At 63.9% G+C, this 13076-nt stretch carries 11 protein-coding genes; 3 read left to right on the forward strand and 8 right to left on the reverse strand.

Features of this window, described 5'->3' with window-relative positions; translation table 11 throughout:
• Positions 1 to 8: 8 nt before the first annotated feature.
• The 3 genes from ACZ5KU_RS02205 to ACZ5KU_RS02215 are packed head-to-tail and all read right to left on the reverse strand — an operon-like array spanning position 9 to position 1763.
• Entirely contained in the window at positions 9 to 281 is a 273-nt protein-coding gene (locus tag ACZ5KU_RS02205; protein WP_017903727.1) for a phosphopantetheine-binding protein, read from the reverse strand.
• On the reverse strand, positions 250 to 1068 hold the full coding sequence (locus tag ACZ5KU_RS02210; protein ID WP_054060674.1) for a lysophospholipid acyltransferase family protein: 819 nt from the start codon (positions 1066 to 1068) through the stop codon (positions 250 to 252). Before ACZ5KU_RS02210 ends, ACZ5KU_RS02205 begins: the two co-directional genes overlap by 32 nt.
• Positions 1044 to 1763 carry a beta-ketoacyl synthase chain length factor gene (locus tag ACZ5KU_RS02215; RefSeq protein WP_464736788.1) on the reverse strand — a complete coding sequence of 240 codons (720 nt, stop codon included), beginning with the start codon at positions 1761 to 1763 and terminating at the stop codon, positions 1044 to 1046. The genes ACZ5KU_RS02210 and ACZ5KU_RS02215 overlap by 25 nt, the downstream gene beginning before the upstream one ends.
• A 364-nt stretch (positions 1764 to 2127) precedes the next feature.
• On the opposite strand from ACZ5KU_RS02215, the gene ACZ5KU_RS02220 reads away from it, so the two are divergent.
• On the forward strand, positions 2128 to 2904 hold the full coding sequence (locus ACZ5KU_RS02220; protein WP_054060676.1) for a ParA family protein: 777 nt from the start codon (positions 2128 to 2130) through the stop codon (positions 2902 to 2904).
• A 5-nt stretch (positions 2905 to 2909) separates the two neighbouring features.
• On the opposite strand, the gene trxC is transcribed toward ACZ5KU_RS02220, so the two are convergent.
• Positions 2910 to 3350 (reverse strand): thioredoxin TrxC, encoded by a 441-nt coding sequence (gene trxC / locus ACZ5KU_RS02225; protein WP_464736789.1) that lies wholly within the window; start codon positions 3348 to 3350, stop codon positions 2910 to 2912.
• A 225-nt stretch (positions 3351 to 3575) separates the two neighbouring features.
• Here trxC and ACZ5KU_RS02230 point away from each other — a divergent pair, with 225 nt between their 5' ends.
• Both ACZ5KU_RS02230 and ACZ5KU_RS02235 read left to right on the forward strand, forming a co-directional pair.
• Positions 3576 to 3809, forward strand: a complete 234-nt coding sequence (locus ACZ5KU_RS02230; RefSeq protein ID WP_054060678.1) for a type II toxin-antitoxin system HigB family toxin — start codon at positions 3576 to 3578, stop codon at positions 3807 to 3809.
• Between the two features lie 59 nt (positions 3810 to 3868).
• Complete coding sequence (locus ACZ5KU_RS02235; protein WP_464736790.1) at positions 3869 to 4270, forward strand: helix-turn-helix domain-containing protein; 402 nt, start codon at positions 3869 to 3871, stop codon at positions 4268 to 4270.
• Between the two features lie 22 nt (positions 4271 to 4292).
• Here the strand turns inward: ACZ5KU_RS02235 and selO are convergent, their stop codons facing one another.
• The 4 genes from selO to ACZ5KU_RS02255 form a co-directional block, all read right to left on the reverse strand.
• Positions 4293 to 5756, reverse strand: coding sequence for a protein adenylyltransferase SelO (gene selO / locus ACZ5KU_RS02240; RefSeq protein ID WP_054062101.1), 1464 nt, complete (start codon positions 5754 to 5756; stop codon positions 4293 to 4295).
• 53 nt (positions 5757 to 5809) lie between these two features.
• Positions 5810 to 9151 (reverse strand): mechanosensitive channel MscK, encoded by a 3342-nt coding sequence (gene mscK, locus ACZ5KU_RS02245; RefSeq protein WP_464736791.1) that lies wholly within the window; start codon positions 9149 to 9151, stop codon positions 5810 to 5812.
• Positions 9152 to 9190: 39 nt separating this feature from the next.
• The gene (locus ACZ5KU_RS02250; RefSeq protein ID WP_054060682.1) at positions 9191 to 10933 is read right to left on the reverse strand and encodes a potassium/proton antiporter; all 1743 of its coding nucleotides are present in this window, start codon (positions 10931 to 10933) and stop codon (positions 9191 to 9193) included.
• 102 nt (positions 10934 to 11035) lie between these two features.
• Entirely contained in the window at positions 11036 to 12838 is a 1803-nt protein-coding gene (locus ACZ5KU_RS02255; protein ID WP_054060683.1) for an acyl-CoA dehydrogenase, read from the reverse strand.
• Between the last annotated feature and the right edge of the window lie 238 nt (positions 12839 to 13076).

Here is a 13076-nt window from a genome sequence, read left to right on the forward strand (position 1 = left end):
GTGGTGTCTCACGCTGCCTGTTTTGCCGTGACGAAAGCCGCAAGGCTGGCCACGCTGGAAAAATGGTCACGGGTGTCCTTGGCGTCGGCGTCGATCTTGATGCCGTAGCGTTTCTGGATGGCCAGGCCGAGTTCGAGGGCGTCCACCGAGTCCAGGCCCAGGCCTTCGCCGAACAGCGTCTGCTCGTTGCCGATGTCCTGGGCGCTGATGTCTTCGAGGCCGAGGGCTTCGATGATCAGCTCCTTGATTTCAAGGTGCAGGGCGCTTGTTGGATCGCTCATCTGTGGCGAGCTCCTTAATGAAGTAATGATGCAGAAAATCGTTGAGCTTGCGCGAAGCCTGGGGCGCGGGGCCCTGGCTGGCGAAGGTCTGTGGGTCTATATCGGCCCCGACACGAAAACTGAAGTGCACCCGGCGGTGCGGGATGCGATACCAGGGTTCGGCCTTGGTCAGGGTGGTGGGGCTGACCTCGATCACCACAGGGGTGATGATTCTCGCACCGCGCAGGGCGATTGCGGCGGCGCCGCGATGAAAGGCCGGTGCCGTGCCGGGCGAGGTCCGGGTGCCTTCGGGGAAGATGATCAGGGTCTGGCCACCCTGCAGGGCACCGACGGCGGTATCGAGCATCTCCATGCTGCCGTCGTTGCTGATGTATTCGGTGGAGCGCACCGGCCCGCGGGTGAACGGGTTTTGCCAGAGGCTCTGCTTGACCACGCAGTTGGCGTTGCGCACCAGGCCGATGAGGAACACCACGTCGATCAGCGACGGGTGGTTGGCGATGATCATCTGGCCGGGACGCCCGAGCCGATCCGCGCCTTCGACCTCATAGGTCAGCACACCGCTGCGGGCCATGAAGCGGATGAACAGCCAGAACAGCCGGCTCACCGTGCGTCTGGCCCGCTCGCGCTGGCGTTGCGCGTCGCCGGGCAGGCAGGCGAGCAGGGGGAAGATCACCAGGCGCAGGCACAGGCCGCCCAGGCCGAACAGGGCAAAGCTGATGGCGGTGGCCAGCAGGCGCCAGTAATAGGCGTCGCGGGGCCTGGTCATGCTCGGCGTTGCCAGTTCCATGCACGGGTCTTCCATGTGTGTTGGCAAGCGGTTTGCGATCCGAGCAGGGTTCGTACCAGGTTCAGCGCATGGGGCCATTCGGCGCGGGTGCCGTGGTCCTCGCAGCGCCCGAGGGACAACTGCCAGTCATCGCCCGGTGTCAGCAGCAGGCCGACGGCGTAGGGGAACGGCACGTCGTCGATCCAGCGGCTGTAGGCCTCGGGCGGCTGTTCCTCGGTGATCACCAGCAGCACCGCCGGCGCGCCCTCGGCGAGCAGCGCCGCGGCTTCCAGCATGCCGTGCTCGAGACCGTCGCCATTGGCGGCCAGGGCGGTCATTTCGCTGGTTTCACCGCGCATGATCGACCACAGGCCGATAATGGCGTTATGCACCGAGAGGCTGAACTGGGTGGGCGAGAGCGGCTGGTCGGCGGCCAGGTCGCTGAGGATTTCCAGCGTGCGCGGGGTTTCGCCGTGGCGGGAAATGAATACCAGGGGCAGTGCCTCATGGCCCTCGGCCAGTGGCCAGCCGACGCTGAACGCCATGCGTGCCAGGCGGCTGAGACGACGGCGCTGCATGGCCGGCAGGAACGACACATCGGGAGCCGCATCGCTCGCGGCTGGCACCGTAGGCTGGCGGCTCCAGGCCTGCCAGTCGGACACGCTTTCGAGGCTCGGGGCCCAGGCGCGCCATTGAGCGATATTGAAGTTGATCACTGAGTGTCTTCCCGCCCCTGCGGGCTTCCTTGAAACGCTGCGGCTGGATGCTTGGAGCGATACCCACCTTGGCGTGGCGCTGTGGCCGAGTGGCGCGCATTATCCCGGTGTGGCGGGCTTGTAGCAAACAATTGGCTACATTTTGCACGATAAAATTTACAGACGGACAACCGAATAGATGTCATATGGCTATTATTCATGTTTTCGGTGAGACATCTGTCGGCCGTTTCCTTCGATTGAATGGAATCTTTCGGAGTTCGCCGAGTTATCGGTTATCGCGAGGGGGTTCTTGTCTCCTCGAGGTGGCGAAGCGACAGCCAAGCCCTCTACACTCGGTCATTCATTGATACACGGAGGTCTTGTCATGCGGCGTGTGGTGTTCAATCAGAAAGGTGGGGTCGGCAAGTCGAGCATTGCCTGCAACCTGGCGGCGGTCAGTGCCAGCGAAGGTTATCGGACCCTGTTGGTGGACCTCGATGCCCAGGCCAACTCCACGCAGTACCTGACCGGCCTGACCGGTGAGGACATTCCCATGGGGATCGCCGACTTCTTCAAGCAGACCCTGTCGTCCGGGCCGTTCTCGAAGAAGAACCAGGTGGATATCTACGAGACGCCGTTCGACAACCTGCATGTGATCACCGCCACCCCCGAACTGGCCGACCTGCAACCCAAGCTCGAGGCCAAGCACAAGATCAACAAGCTGCGCAAACTCCTGGAGGAATTGGCCGAGGACTACGATCGCATCTACCTGGATACTCCGCCGGCACTGAATTTCTATGCGGTTTCAGCGTTGATCGCCGCTGATCGCGTATTGATTCCCTTCGACTGCGACAGTTTCTCGCGCCAGGCGCTGTACGGCCTGCTGGCGGAGATCGAAGAGTTGAAGGATGACCACAACGAGGACCTGCAGGTCGAGGGCATCGTGGTCAACCAGTTCCAGGCCAGGGCCAGCCTGCCGCAGCAGATGCTCGACGGCCTGATCGCCGACGGGTTGCCGGTGCTACCGGTGTACCTCGGCAGTTCGGTGAAGATGCGCGAGTCCCATGAGGCCAGTAAACCGCTGATTCACTTCGACCCGCGACACAAGCTGACCCAGCAGTTCGTCGAACTGCACAACCTGCTGGAAGAGAAGGCCCAGTAAGGCCACTAGGCCGCGATGCCCTGGCTGCGCAGCCAGGCCAGCAGTTGCGGCAACGGAAACGCTCCGCTCTGCCGCGCGACTTCCCGGCCATTCCTGAACAGGATCAGGCTGGGAATCGAGCGGATGCCCAGTTGGGCCGACAGTTGCGGGTTGGCCTCGCTGTCGAGCTTGGCCAGGCGGCACTTGCCGGCCAGCTGGCTGGCTGCCTGTTCGAACACCGGCGCAAACGACTTGCACGGCCCGCACCAATCCGCCCAGACATCCAGCAGCAACGGCAGGTCGCCCTTGACCTGGCTGGCGTAGGCGCCCTGGTTCAGGTCGAAAGGCTTGTTCAGCAGCACCTCGCCCTTGCAGCGCCCGCATTTCGGCTGGTCGCCGAGGCGTTCGGCAGGCAGGCGGTTGAGGCCGTTGCAGTGGGGGCAGGGGATCATCAGGGGGTCGGACATGGGCATGGGCTCCGCAGGATTGGCCATTGTTCCTATCTGGAGGCTGGAGCGCGCTTTATCAAGGCGCTGCGCCGGTGTCGCATACCCTCACACTTTTCAGTCACTGGGTCTCTGGTTGAGTACCTAGCCTGAAGGTGTACGCCATCGGTCAGATTATTTCATAGCAAATTGCGATAGTTTGATGCGGCGGCTAGTCTCTATAGCAAGATGCGATAAGGATGTTGCATGCGGGTGATTACCGAGAAGCGGATTCGCGAGGCCAGGGCGAAATGGCCTGAGGCTGCCAGTGCGCTGGATGCCTGGTGCAGGCGGATCAAAGGGAGCAGTCCTGGAAATTTTTCAGCGCTCAAGGCGATATTTCCGGCGACAGACAAGGTCGGCAGGCTGCATGTGTTTGATATCGGTGGGAACAAGCTGCGGCTGATTGCGGGTGTGCATTACGGTGCCCAGCAGCTGTAGATGAAGCAGGTGCTGGACCACCGCGACTATGACAAGGGTAAATGGAAGGAGACGTGTTGATGAGCGCTGCCGTCAAGCAGGCATCCGAGCACTGGCCGTTTGTGGAACCACTGCTGCGCAAACCAAAAAACGAGTCCGATTACGATGCTCTTGTCGAGGCTCTCGACGAGCTGCTGGGCATCGTGGGTGAAGACGAATCGAATCCGCTCATGAGCCTGGTGAGCATCATCAGTGATTACATCGAGGCTTATGACAAGGAACACTGGCCCATGCCGCTGGCCAGCGGGGCCGATGTGCTGCGGGAGATGATGCGCGAGCATGGCCTGAAGCAGAGCGATTTGCCCGGGGTGGGGCCGCAATCGGTGGTCTCCGAGATCCTCAGCGGCAAGCGCCAGCTCAACCTGCGCCAGATCCGCTGGCTGGCCGAGCGCTTTGGGGTACGGGAGCAGATCTTTATCTGAGCCAGCCGTATGGCCTCGTGCTTCAGGATGAGCAACTGATTTCCAGATGCTTGCCCCATTCCGGGGGCCTTTCGGCATAGGCCTCCATCCCTGGCTGTTCCTCGAACGGTTGGCTCAGTACCGCGTGTAGCTGGCGTACTTCGGTGTAATCACCTTTTTCCGCAGCCTCGATGGCCCGCTGCGCCAGGTAGTTGCGCAGGATGTACAGCGGGTTGACCGCGTGCATGCGTGCCTGGCGCCGAGCTTCATCCTGGTCCGGCTCGCGGGCGACACGGGCGGTGTAGCGTTCGGCCCAGGCGTCGAAGCCCCTGAGGTCGATGAAGTCGTCGCGCAGGCGTGTCACCGCCAGGTGGGCCGGCTGGTCGCCCAGGCGGCGGAAGAACAGGCTGTAGTCGACGCCGCCGACCTGCATCCGCTGCAGCAAATCCTCCACCAGTTGCTGGTCGCCATCTTCTGCGGTGGTCAGGCCGAGGCGGCGGCGCATCAGGTCCAGGTAGTGGGCCTGGTACAGCGGCAGGAACAGTCCGAGGGCTTCGCGCAGGGCCTCGACGCTGATGAACGGTGTCAGTGCCTGCGCCAGCGCACTGAGGTTCCACTGGCCGATCGGCACCTGGTTGCTGAACGAGTAGCGGCCCTGGTCGTCGGAGTGGTTGCAGATGAAGTGGGCGTCGAAATCATCGAGGAAGGCGAAGGGGCCGAAGTCGAAGGTGATGCCCAGGATCGACATGTTGTCGGTATTCATCACGCCATGGCAGAAACCATAGGCCTGCCATTTGGCGATCAGCTCGGCGTTGCGCTCGACGATTTCGCGGAACATCGCCAGGTATGGCTCCGGCTGTGCCAGGCACTCGGGGAAGTGCTGCGCCAAGACGTATTCGGCGAGCTGTTTGTGCTGCTCGGTCTGCTGGGTGTAGTAGAAGTACTCGAAGTGGCCGAAGCGGACATGGCTCGGCGCCAGGCGCAGGACCATCGCCGCGCGCTCCTGCCGCTCGCGCCAGACCGGGGTATCCGAACCGATCACGCACAGTGCGCGGCTGCTGGGAATGCCCAGGGCCTGCAGGGCTTCGGAGGCGAGAAATTCGCGGATCGACGAGCGCAGCACCGCTCGGCCGTCGCCCATGCGTGAGTAGGGGGTCTGTCCGGCACCCTTGAGGTGCAGGTCCCAGTGTTCGCCGGCCGCGTTTTTGACCTCGCCGAGCAGCAGCCCGCGGCCATCGCCCAGGCGCGGGTTGTAGGAGCCGAACTGGTGTCCCGAATAGACCATCGCCCGTGGCTCGGCCTCGGCCCACAGCGTGTGGCCGCCGAACAGCTGGGCGAAGTCGTCCTCTTCGGCGCTCGCCGGGTCCAGGTCGAGCAGCGCCATGGCCGCCGGGCTGGCCGCGACCAGGCGCGGGTTGTCGATGGGCTCGGGCAGCACATGGGTGGAAAAGGCATCGCCCAGGCGGGCGAAGCGGTTGTCGAAGGTCAGTTCGTCGAGGGCTTTCAACGGCCATCTCCAGCAGAATGTCCTGGCATTCTGCTGGGATTAGCCGGCTTGCGCTAGTCGAGCTTGGCCGCGGGAGGGACTTGATCCGGTTTGGCGGGTACCAGGGTGGGTGCCTCGTCTTCCACTGGCACCAACTTGTATTCCTGGCCATGCAGGTTCTTGAGGTAGACCTCCATCTGCCGGAAGGAGATGTTGATGTGCTCCTTCTTGAATTCGCGGTTGATGAAGCGGTTGACCTCGTCGATCACCGGGTTGCGGTCGCCCAGGTCGCGCACGTGCATGCGCAGCTCATGATCCAGCGTGCTTTCGCCGAAGTTGAGGAAATACACGTGTGGCTCGGGTTCCTTGAGCACCCGCGGGTTGTCGCGGGCGGCCTTGAGCAGCAGTTCCTTCACGCGGTCCAGGTCGGAGCCGTAGTCCACGCCGAGCTTGAGGGTCACGCGGGTGACGGTGTCGGTCAGCGACCAGTTGATCAGTTGCCCGGTGATGAAGGTCTTGTTCGGGACGATGATGTCCTTGCGATCGAAGTCGGTGATGGTGGTGGCGCGGATGCGGATCTTGCTCACCGTACCCGACAGCGTGCCGATGGTGATGGTGTCGCCGATGCGGACCGGACGCTCGAACAGGATCATGATGCCGGAGATGAAGTTGGCGAAGATTTCCTGCATGCCGAAACCCAGGCCCACCGAGAGCGCCGCCACCAGCCATTGCAACTTGTCCCAGCTCACGCCGAGGGTCGACAGGGTGGAGACGAAACCGATGCCGACAATGATGTAGGACAGCAGCGTGGTGGTGGCGTAGGCGCTGCCTTGGGCCAGGTCGAGCTTGGACAGCACCAGGACTTCCAGCAGGCCGGGCAGGTTGCGCGCCAGGGCCAGGGTGATACCGACGATCGCCAGTGCTCCGATCAGGTTGCCGAGGGTGATCGGCACCATGCTCATGGCCGCGCCGGTGCCGCTGGTGTATTCGTAGAGGGTGATGTTGTCCAGGTAGGAGAACACCGTGATCAGGTCCGACCAGACCCAGTACAGCGCGGCGACGAAGCCGCCGAGCAGGGCCAGGCGGATCAGGCGCAGGGACTGCTGGTTGACCTGTTCGATGTCCAGGGTCGGTTCCTCGACCACCACCTCGCCGTCGCCCGCTTCCTTGGCCGCCTGGCGTTTGCTCAGGGCACGCTGGTAGGCCAGGCGCCGGGCGGCCACGGCCAGCCCGCGAACGAAGGTGGCCTCGATCACCAGCCAGAACATCAGCAGGTACAGGGTGTCGATCAGTCGATCGCTGAGTTTCAGCGCGGTGTAGTAGTAGCCGAAGCAGACCGCGACGAACAGGGCGATGGGCAGGGCGGTGAAGAGTACGCCGATCAGTTTGCGGAACAGCGAGGCCTTGCCGTGGTTCGGGCTGCCCAGCAGCAGGCGGCTGAGCAGCCAGGCCATCAGCGCATAGCAGGTCAGTACCACGCCGATGCCGAGCACGTCGTCGGCCAGCGATGCCGGCTGCAGCTCGGCCACGGCCACCACGGCCACCAGGGCCAGCACGACGAAGCCCAGGCGCCGTACCCAGCCCTGGAGGAATTCGACCTGGGGTTTTTCCCAGTGGAAATGCAGCTCGGCGACACCACCGGGCGCCAGCACCCGGTACGCGGTGTAGAACACCAGCCAGGCCTGGGAGATTTGCAGCAGCGCGGCGCCGAGGTTGGCGTTCTGGCCGCGGGCGTCGATCTGCAGGGCGTAGCCGCACAGCGCCAGGGCCAGGGTGACCGGCATCGCCAGGAGGATGTTGACCAGGATTGCCAGCGGCGTATGCCACTGGCTGTCGCGCTTGAAGTGGCCGATGTCCTTGTGGACCTTGTTCAGCCGCCCGTAGAGGTAGTTGCGCTTCCACAGGAGCCCGCCGATCACCAGCAGCAGCGGCAGGAACAGCAGGGGGCGTTGCAGCAGGCCGTCAGTCAGTTCGCTGATGCTGGACAGCCAGGGCAGCGTGGTGACCTGTTTCTGCAGGCGGTTGGGCACGCCTTCCAGCCACTCCAGGTCCAGCGGTTTGTTGCTGGGGATCCAGAACATCTGCTCGTCGAGGGTCGCGCGCAGGTTCTGGGCCGTGCTGAGCAACTGTTTCTGGTTCAGTTGCAGGGTGATGGACTCGTTGAGCAACGCGCTCAGTTCGCGGTTCAGGCGTTCCAGCAGGTCGCTGCGGGTCACGGCCAGGTCGAGCAGGGTGCGGCGCAACTGGGGGGTGACCTGCTCCGGCGGCTGGGTCGCCAGCAGGTTCTCCACGTAGCTGGACGGACTGCTGAGCAGTTCACGCTGCTGGTTGACCTCGAACTGGTACAGACGGATGTCGGCGATCTCGTCCGCCAGGTTCTTGTCGACCTTCAGGCGGGGCAGGGCCTGTTTCTGCTTGTAGAGAATCTTCGACAGCAGCAGGCTGCCCTTGAGCACGTTGATCTGCTCGTCCAGGGCCTGGTCGCTCTGGGTCAGGGTGTCGAGCTGCTGTTTGGTCTGCAGGTTCTGCTGGGTCAGCTCGTTGAGACGGTCGGTGCTCTTGAGCAGGTAGTCGGAGAGCCTCAGGTTGGTCGCGCTCTCGGTCGCCAGCAGGCTGCTGTCGCCGGCTTTCTGCGCTTCGATGGACTGCTGGGTGACGGTCTGCTGGGACTGGGCCAGGCGCTTCTGGTTGATCAGTGTCTGCATGTCCTGGATTTCCTGCTCCAGGCGCGCGGTCTTTTCCATCAGCAGGTCGTGCTGGCTGTTGCCCAGGTCCTGCAGTTGGCTATTGCCCGCCAGTTCCTGGCGGCGCAGCGGGATCAGCGCGTTGATCGACGCCAGCTCGGCGGTCAGTTGGTTGCGTTGTTCGATGCTGAGGGTCTTGCCGTTGTCCTTGCCCAGCTTGAGGATGGTGTTGATCTGCTGGATGCGGGTCTGGCTGCTGCTGATTTCCGACTGGGCCCGTTCGGGGCGGGTCTGGGCGGTGATGATCAGGCTGTTGGCGTCGGCCAGGGCCTTTTGCAGTTCACCCTGCTGGGTGGTGCGCTCGGCCAGCAGTTGCTCCAGTTGCGGCACCGATTGGCTGGCATAGCGCTGGGCGACCGGAATCACCCGGGTGGCTTTCAGGCGAGCCAGTTCGCGCTGGTTCTCGCTGGTCTGGCGCGGGGCTTCGGCCACCTGCTGCTTGGTTGCGGCCAGGCGCCTGGTGTAGTCGTCGGCACTGGACAGCCAGCTCAGGGTCTGTTGCAGCACCTGTTGCAGGGCTTTCTGATCGGCATCCGGCAGCTTGCGATCGGCGATCTTGTCCAGGCTCTGCTGGACCGACTCGCTGGTGGGCGGCTCGGCAGCCTGCAACGTGCCGACGGAAAGACTCAGGCCCAGCAGGGCGGCAAGAGAAACAGAGCGCAAGAAGGACATAGGTACCGATCGAGCCAGGTAAGTCGGGAAGTGGGCAGTTTAGAGGAAGAGTCCCGGCCCTGGGCGACTTCCTTCGGGGAATCTGACGCCGACTTTGCCGATCTTGTTCCCGTCCATGACCGCCACGGTCCAGATGGTGTTGTTCCACTCCACCTGGTCGCCGACGATGGGCGCGCCACCGACCTTGTGGGCGATGAAGCTGCCCAGCGGGGTATTCGGGTCGTCGCCTTCGAGTTTCAGGCCATACAGGGCCGCGACCGCGCCCAACTGGGCGTCGCCCTCGAGGACGAAGTCGCCGAAGAAGCGCAGGTCGAGGCCGCGTTGCGGGGCCTGGCTGAACAGCTTGCCGAGGGCCGGCAGGTTGTGTTCGTGGCCGATGACGCAGAGCAGGTCGCCGACTTCCAGGGTGGTACTACCCGACGGATGGAGCAATTGCTGGCCGCGGAACAGGGCGGCGATGCGTGTGCCCTCGGGCATCTTCAGCTCGCGCAGGGCGGCACCGATGCACCATTTCTCCGCACCGAGGCGATAGACGAACAGTTCCCACTCGCTGGTGACGTGCACTTCCAGGGCGGCCCGGGAAATCGGCGCCGGCTCCGGTGGTACGGTGACCTTGAGCAGCTTGGCCACCCAGGGCAGGCTGGTGCCCTGCACCAGCAGCGACACCAGCACGATGAAGAACGCCAGGTTGAAGTAGAGCTGCGCATGGGGCAGGCCGGCCATCAGCGGGAACACCGCGAGAATGATCGGGACCGCGCCGCGCAGGCCAACCCAGGAGATAAAGGCCTTTTCCCGGCCATGGAAGGCGCGGAACGGCAGCAGGCCGACCACCACCGACAGCGGCCGGGCGAACAGGATCATCCACAGCGCCAGCCCCAGGGCCGGCAGGGCGATGGGCAGCAGGTCGTGCGGCGTGACCAGCAGGCCCAGCACCAGGAACATGCCGATCTGCGCCAGCCAGGCCATGCCGTCGAGCATGTGCAGGATGCCGTGGCGGCTGCGCACCGGGCGGTTGCCGATCACCAGGCCACACAGGTAGACGGCGAGGAAGCCACTGCCGTGCAGGGCGTTGGTCAGGGCAAAGACCACCAGGCCGCCAGCGATCACCAGGATCGGGTACAGGCCGTTGGCCAGGTTGATGCGGTTGACCAGTTGCAGCATCAGCCAGCCGCCGCCGAGGCCGATGACGCCGCCGATGCCGAATTCACGAACCAGGTGGCCGAGCAGGCTCCAGTGCAGGCCGGTCTGGCCGCTGGCGAGCATGTCGATCAGGGTCACGGTGAGGAACACCGCCATCGGGTCGTTACTGCCCGACTCGATTTCCAGGCTGGCGGTCACCCGTTCGTTGAGGCCCTTGCCGCCGAGCAGGGAGAACACCGCGGCGGCGTCGGTCGAGCCGACGATGGCGCCGATCAGCAGGCCCTGGATGATGTTCAGGTCGAACAGCCAGGCGGCGGCCATGCCGGTCAGCCCGGTGGTGATCAGCACGCCCACCGTCGCCAGCGACAGCGCCGGCCAGAGTGCCACGCGGAAGCTCGCCACCCGCGTGCGCAGGCCGCCATCGAGCAGGATCACGGCGAGCGCCAGGTTGCCCACCAGGTAGGCGGTCGGGTAGTTGTCGAAGATGATGCCGCCGCCGTCAACGCCGGCGGTCATGCCCACCGCGAGGATGATCACCAGGATCGGGATGCCCAGGCGCGAGGAGAGGGAACTGACCAGGATACTTGCGCCTACCAGCAACGCGCCGATCAAGAACAGGCTGTTGATGGTCGTCGCATTCAAAGGCAGTACTCCATAAAGCTGGAAAGGCGGGTGCGCAGACTGAACCATGCAGTCTGCGTGCCAGCGATTCTAACCTGTTGAAATGTACCGCTGTCAAAAGCTTTAGAACCACTCCTCGCGCATCGACAGGCAGGTGTCGTCCCGTGCCTGCAGAATCGCCAGTTCATGATGGCAGCCTGGCACCTCCCAGGTCAGGAAGTAGCGGGCCGCCTGCAGCTTGCCCTTATAGAACGCGAGGTCGGCGGCGTTGCCCCTGGCCAGGCCTTCCTCGGCCCGCACCGCCTGCTCCAGCCAGCGCCAGCCGATTACCGTGTGGCCAAAAGCCTTGAGATACAGCGCCGAGTTGGCCAGGCCGCTGTTGACCTTGCCTTGTGCCAGGTCGCCGAGCAGGCCGATGGTCACTGCCTGCAGGCGGGCGACCAGTTGCTCCAGCGGTTCGCGCAACGCATCCAGCGCCGGGTACGCGGCGGCACGCTGGCCGGTGTCGGCGATCAGGCGGATCAGTTGCTTGAGGCCGGCGCCGCCGTTCTGCGCCAGCTTGCGGCCGAGCAGGTCCAGCGACTGGATGCCATGGGTGCCCTCGTGGATCGGATTCAGGCGGTTGTCGCGGTAGTACTGCTCCACCGGGTACTCGCGGGTGTAGCCATGGCCGCCGAGGATCTGGATGGCCAGTTCGTTGGCCTTGAGGCAGAACTCCGACGGCCAGGATTTGACGATCGGCGTCAGCAGGTCGAGCAGTTCATGGGCCTGTCGCCGATCGGCTTCCGATTCCAGGGTGGTGGTGTCGTCGAACAGACGGGCGGCGTACAGGCCCAGGTCGAAGGCGCCTTCGACATAGGCCTTCTGGGTCAGCAGCATGCGCTTGACGTCGGCGTGCTGGATGATCGCCACCGGTGCGGTGTTCGGGTCCTTGCTGTCGGGCAGCCGGCCTTGCGGACGCTCCCGTGCATATTCCAGGGAGTACAGGTAGCCGGCGTAGCCGAGCATGACCGCGCCCATGCCGACGCCGATGCGCGCCTCGTTCATCATCTGGAACATGTAGCTGAGGCCGTGATGGGGTTTGCCCACCAGATAACCCACGCAATTGCCGTTATCGCCGAAGTTCAGTGCCGTGGAAGTGGTGCCGCGCCAGCCCATCTTGTGGAACAGCCCGGCCAGCAACACGTCGTTGCGCGCACCGAGGCTGCCATCGTCGTTGACCAGGAACTTGGGCACGATGAACAGCGAGATACCCTTCACCCCAGGTGGGGCATCCGGCAGCTTGGCCAGAACCATGTGCACGATGTTTTCCGACAAGGGGTGGTCGCCGCCGGAAATGAAGATCTTGTTGCCCTTGAGCCGGTAGCTGCCGTCGGTCGCAGGTTCGGCGCGGGTACGGATATCGGCCAACGACGAGCCGGCGTGGGGCTCGGTCAGGGCCATGGTGCCGAAGAAGCGGCCGTCGATCATCGGCTGCAGGAAGCGGCGCTTCTGTTCGTCGCTGCCGAAGCTCTCGATCAGGTTGGCCGCGCCCATGGTCAGGAACGGGTAGGAGGTCGACGCGGCGTTGGCCGACTGGAAGTGCGCGAAGCAGGCCTGGGACAGCAGGGTCGGCAGTTGCATGCCGCCGGCCTCGAAGCTGCGTGCGGCATTGAGGAAACCGGCCTCGAGGAACGCATCCACCGCCGGCTTCACTTCCGGGATCAGGATCGCTTCGCCATTTTCATAGCGCGGTTCGTTTTCATCGTTCTTGCGGTTGTGCGGCGCGAAGAACTTTTCGGCGATGGTGCGGGCGGTGTCCAGGGCGGCGTCGAAGGTCTCCCGCGAATGTTCGGCGAACCGCTCGCGGCGGGTCAGGCCTTCGGCATCGAGGACTTCGTACAGCTCGAAAGCCAGATTGCGGGAACTGAGCAGCGTCTCGGACATGGCGGCCTACCTTTGATGGGATGAATCGAGTCTAGGTGGCTGAATGGACAGTGCCTAGCAAGATTGATCTGGGTGATGGAGGGTCAAAGCGACGACGTGGTCCGCCCCTTTGTCCGTCGGCCTGCTCGTGGAAGTGTGGGTTTTCCTGACATTCGAAGCAGGTGGTTTGTCGCCGATCTGTCCCCGCGACTTCTATGGTTGGGGGGCAAGCAGGTGACTGTCGCCAGCGGACTTTGAA

This window comes from Pseudomonas sp. Tof1 (assembly GCF_055390395.1).

Coding starts and splice junctions, on each gene's coding strand:
- ACZ5KU_RS02210 (WP_054060674.1), bottom strand. CDS start 1,068: ATGGAACTGGCAACGCCGAGCATGACCAGGCCCCGCGACGCCTATTAC.
- ACZ5KU_RS02220 (WP_054060676.1), top strand. CDS start 2,128: ATGCGGCGTGTGGTGTTCAATCAGAAAGGTGGGGTCGGCAAGTCGAGC.
- ACZ5KU_RS02205 (WP_017903727.1), bottom strand. CDS start 281: ATGAGCGATCCAACAAGCGCCCTGCACCTTGAAATCAAGGAGCTGATC.
- trxC (WP_464736789.1), bottom strand. CDS start 3,350: ATGTCCGACCCCCTGATGATCCCCTGCCCCCACTGCAACGGCCTCAAC.
- mscK (WP_464736791.1), bottom strand. CDS start 9,151: ATGTCCTTCTTGCGCTCTGTTTCTCTTGCCGCCCTGCTGGGCCTGAGT.
- ACZ5KU_RS02230 (WP_054060678.1), top strand. CDS start 3,576: ATGCGGGTGATTACCGAGAAGCGGATTCGCGAGGCCAGGGCGAAATGG.
- ACZ5KU_RS02255 (WP_054060683.1), bottom strand. CDS start 12,838: ATGTCCGAGACGCTGCTCAGTTCCCGCAATCTGGCTTTCGAGCTGTAC.
- ACZ5KU_RS02235 (WP_464736790.1), top strand. CDS start 3,869: ATGAGCGCTGCCGTCAAGCAGGCATCCGAGCACTGGCCGTTTGTGGAA.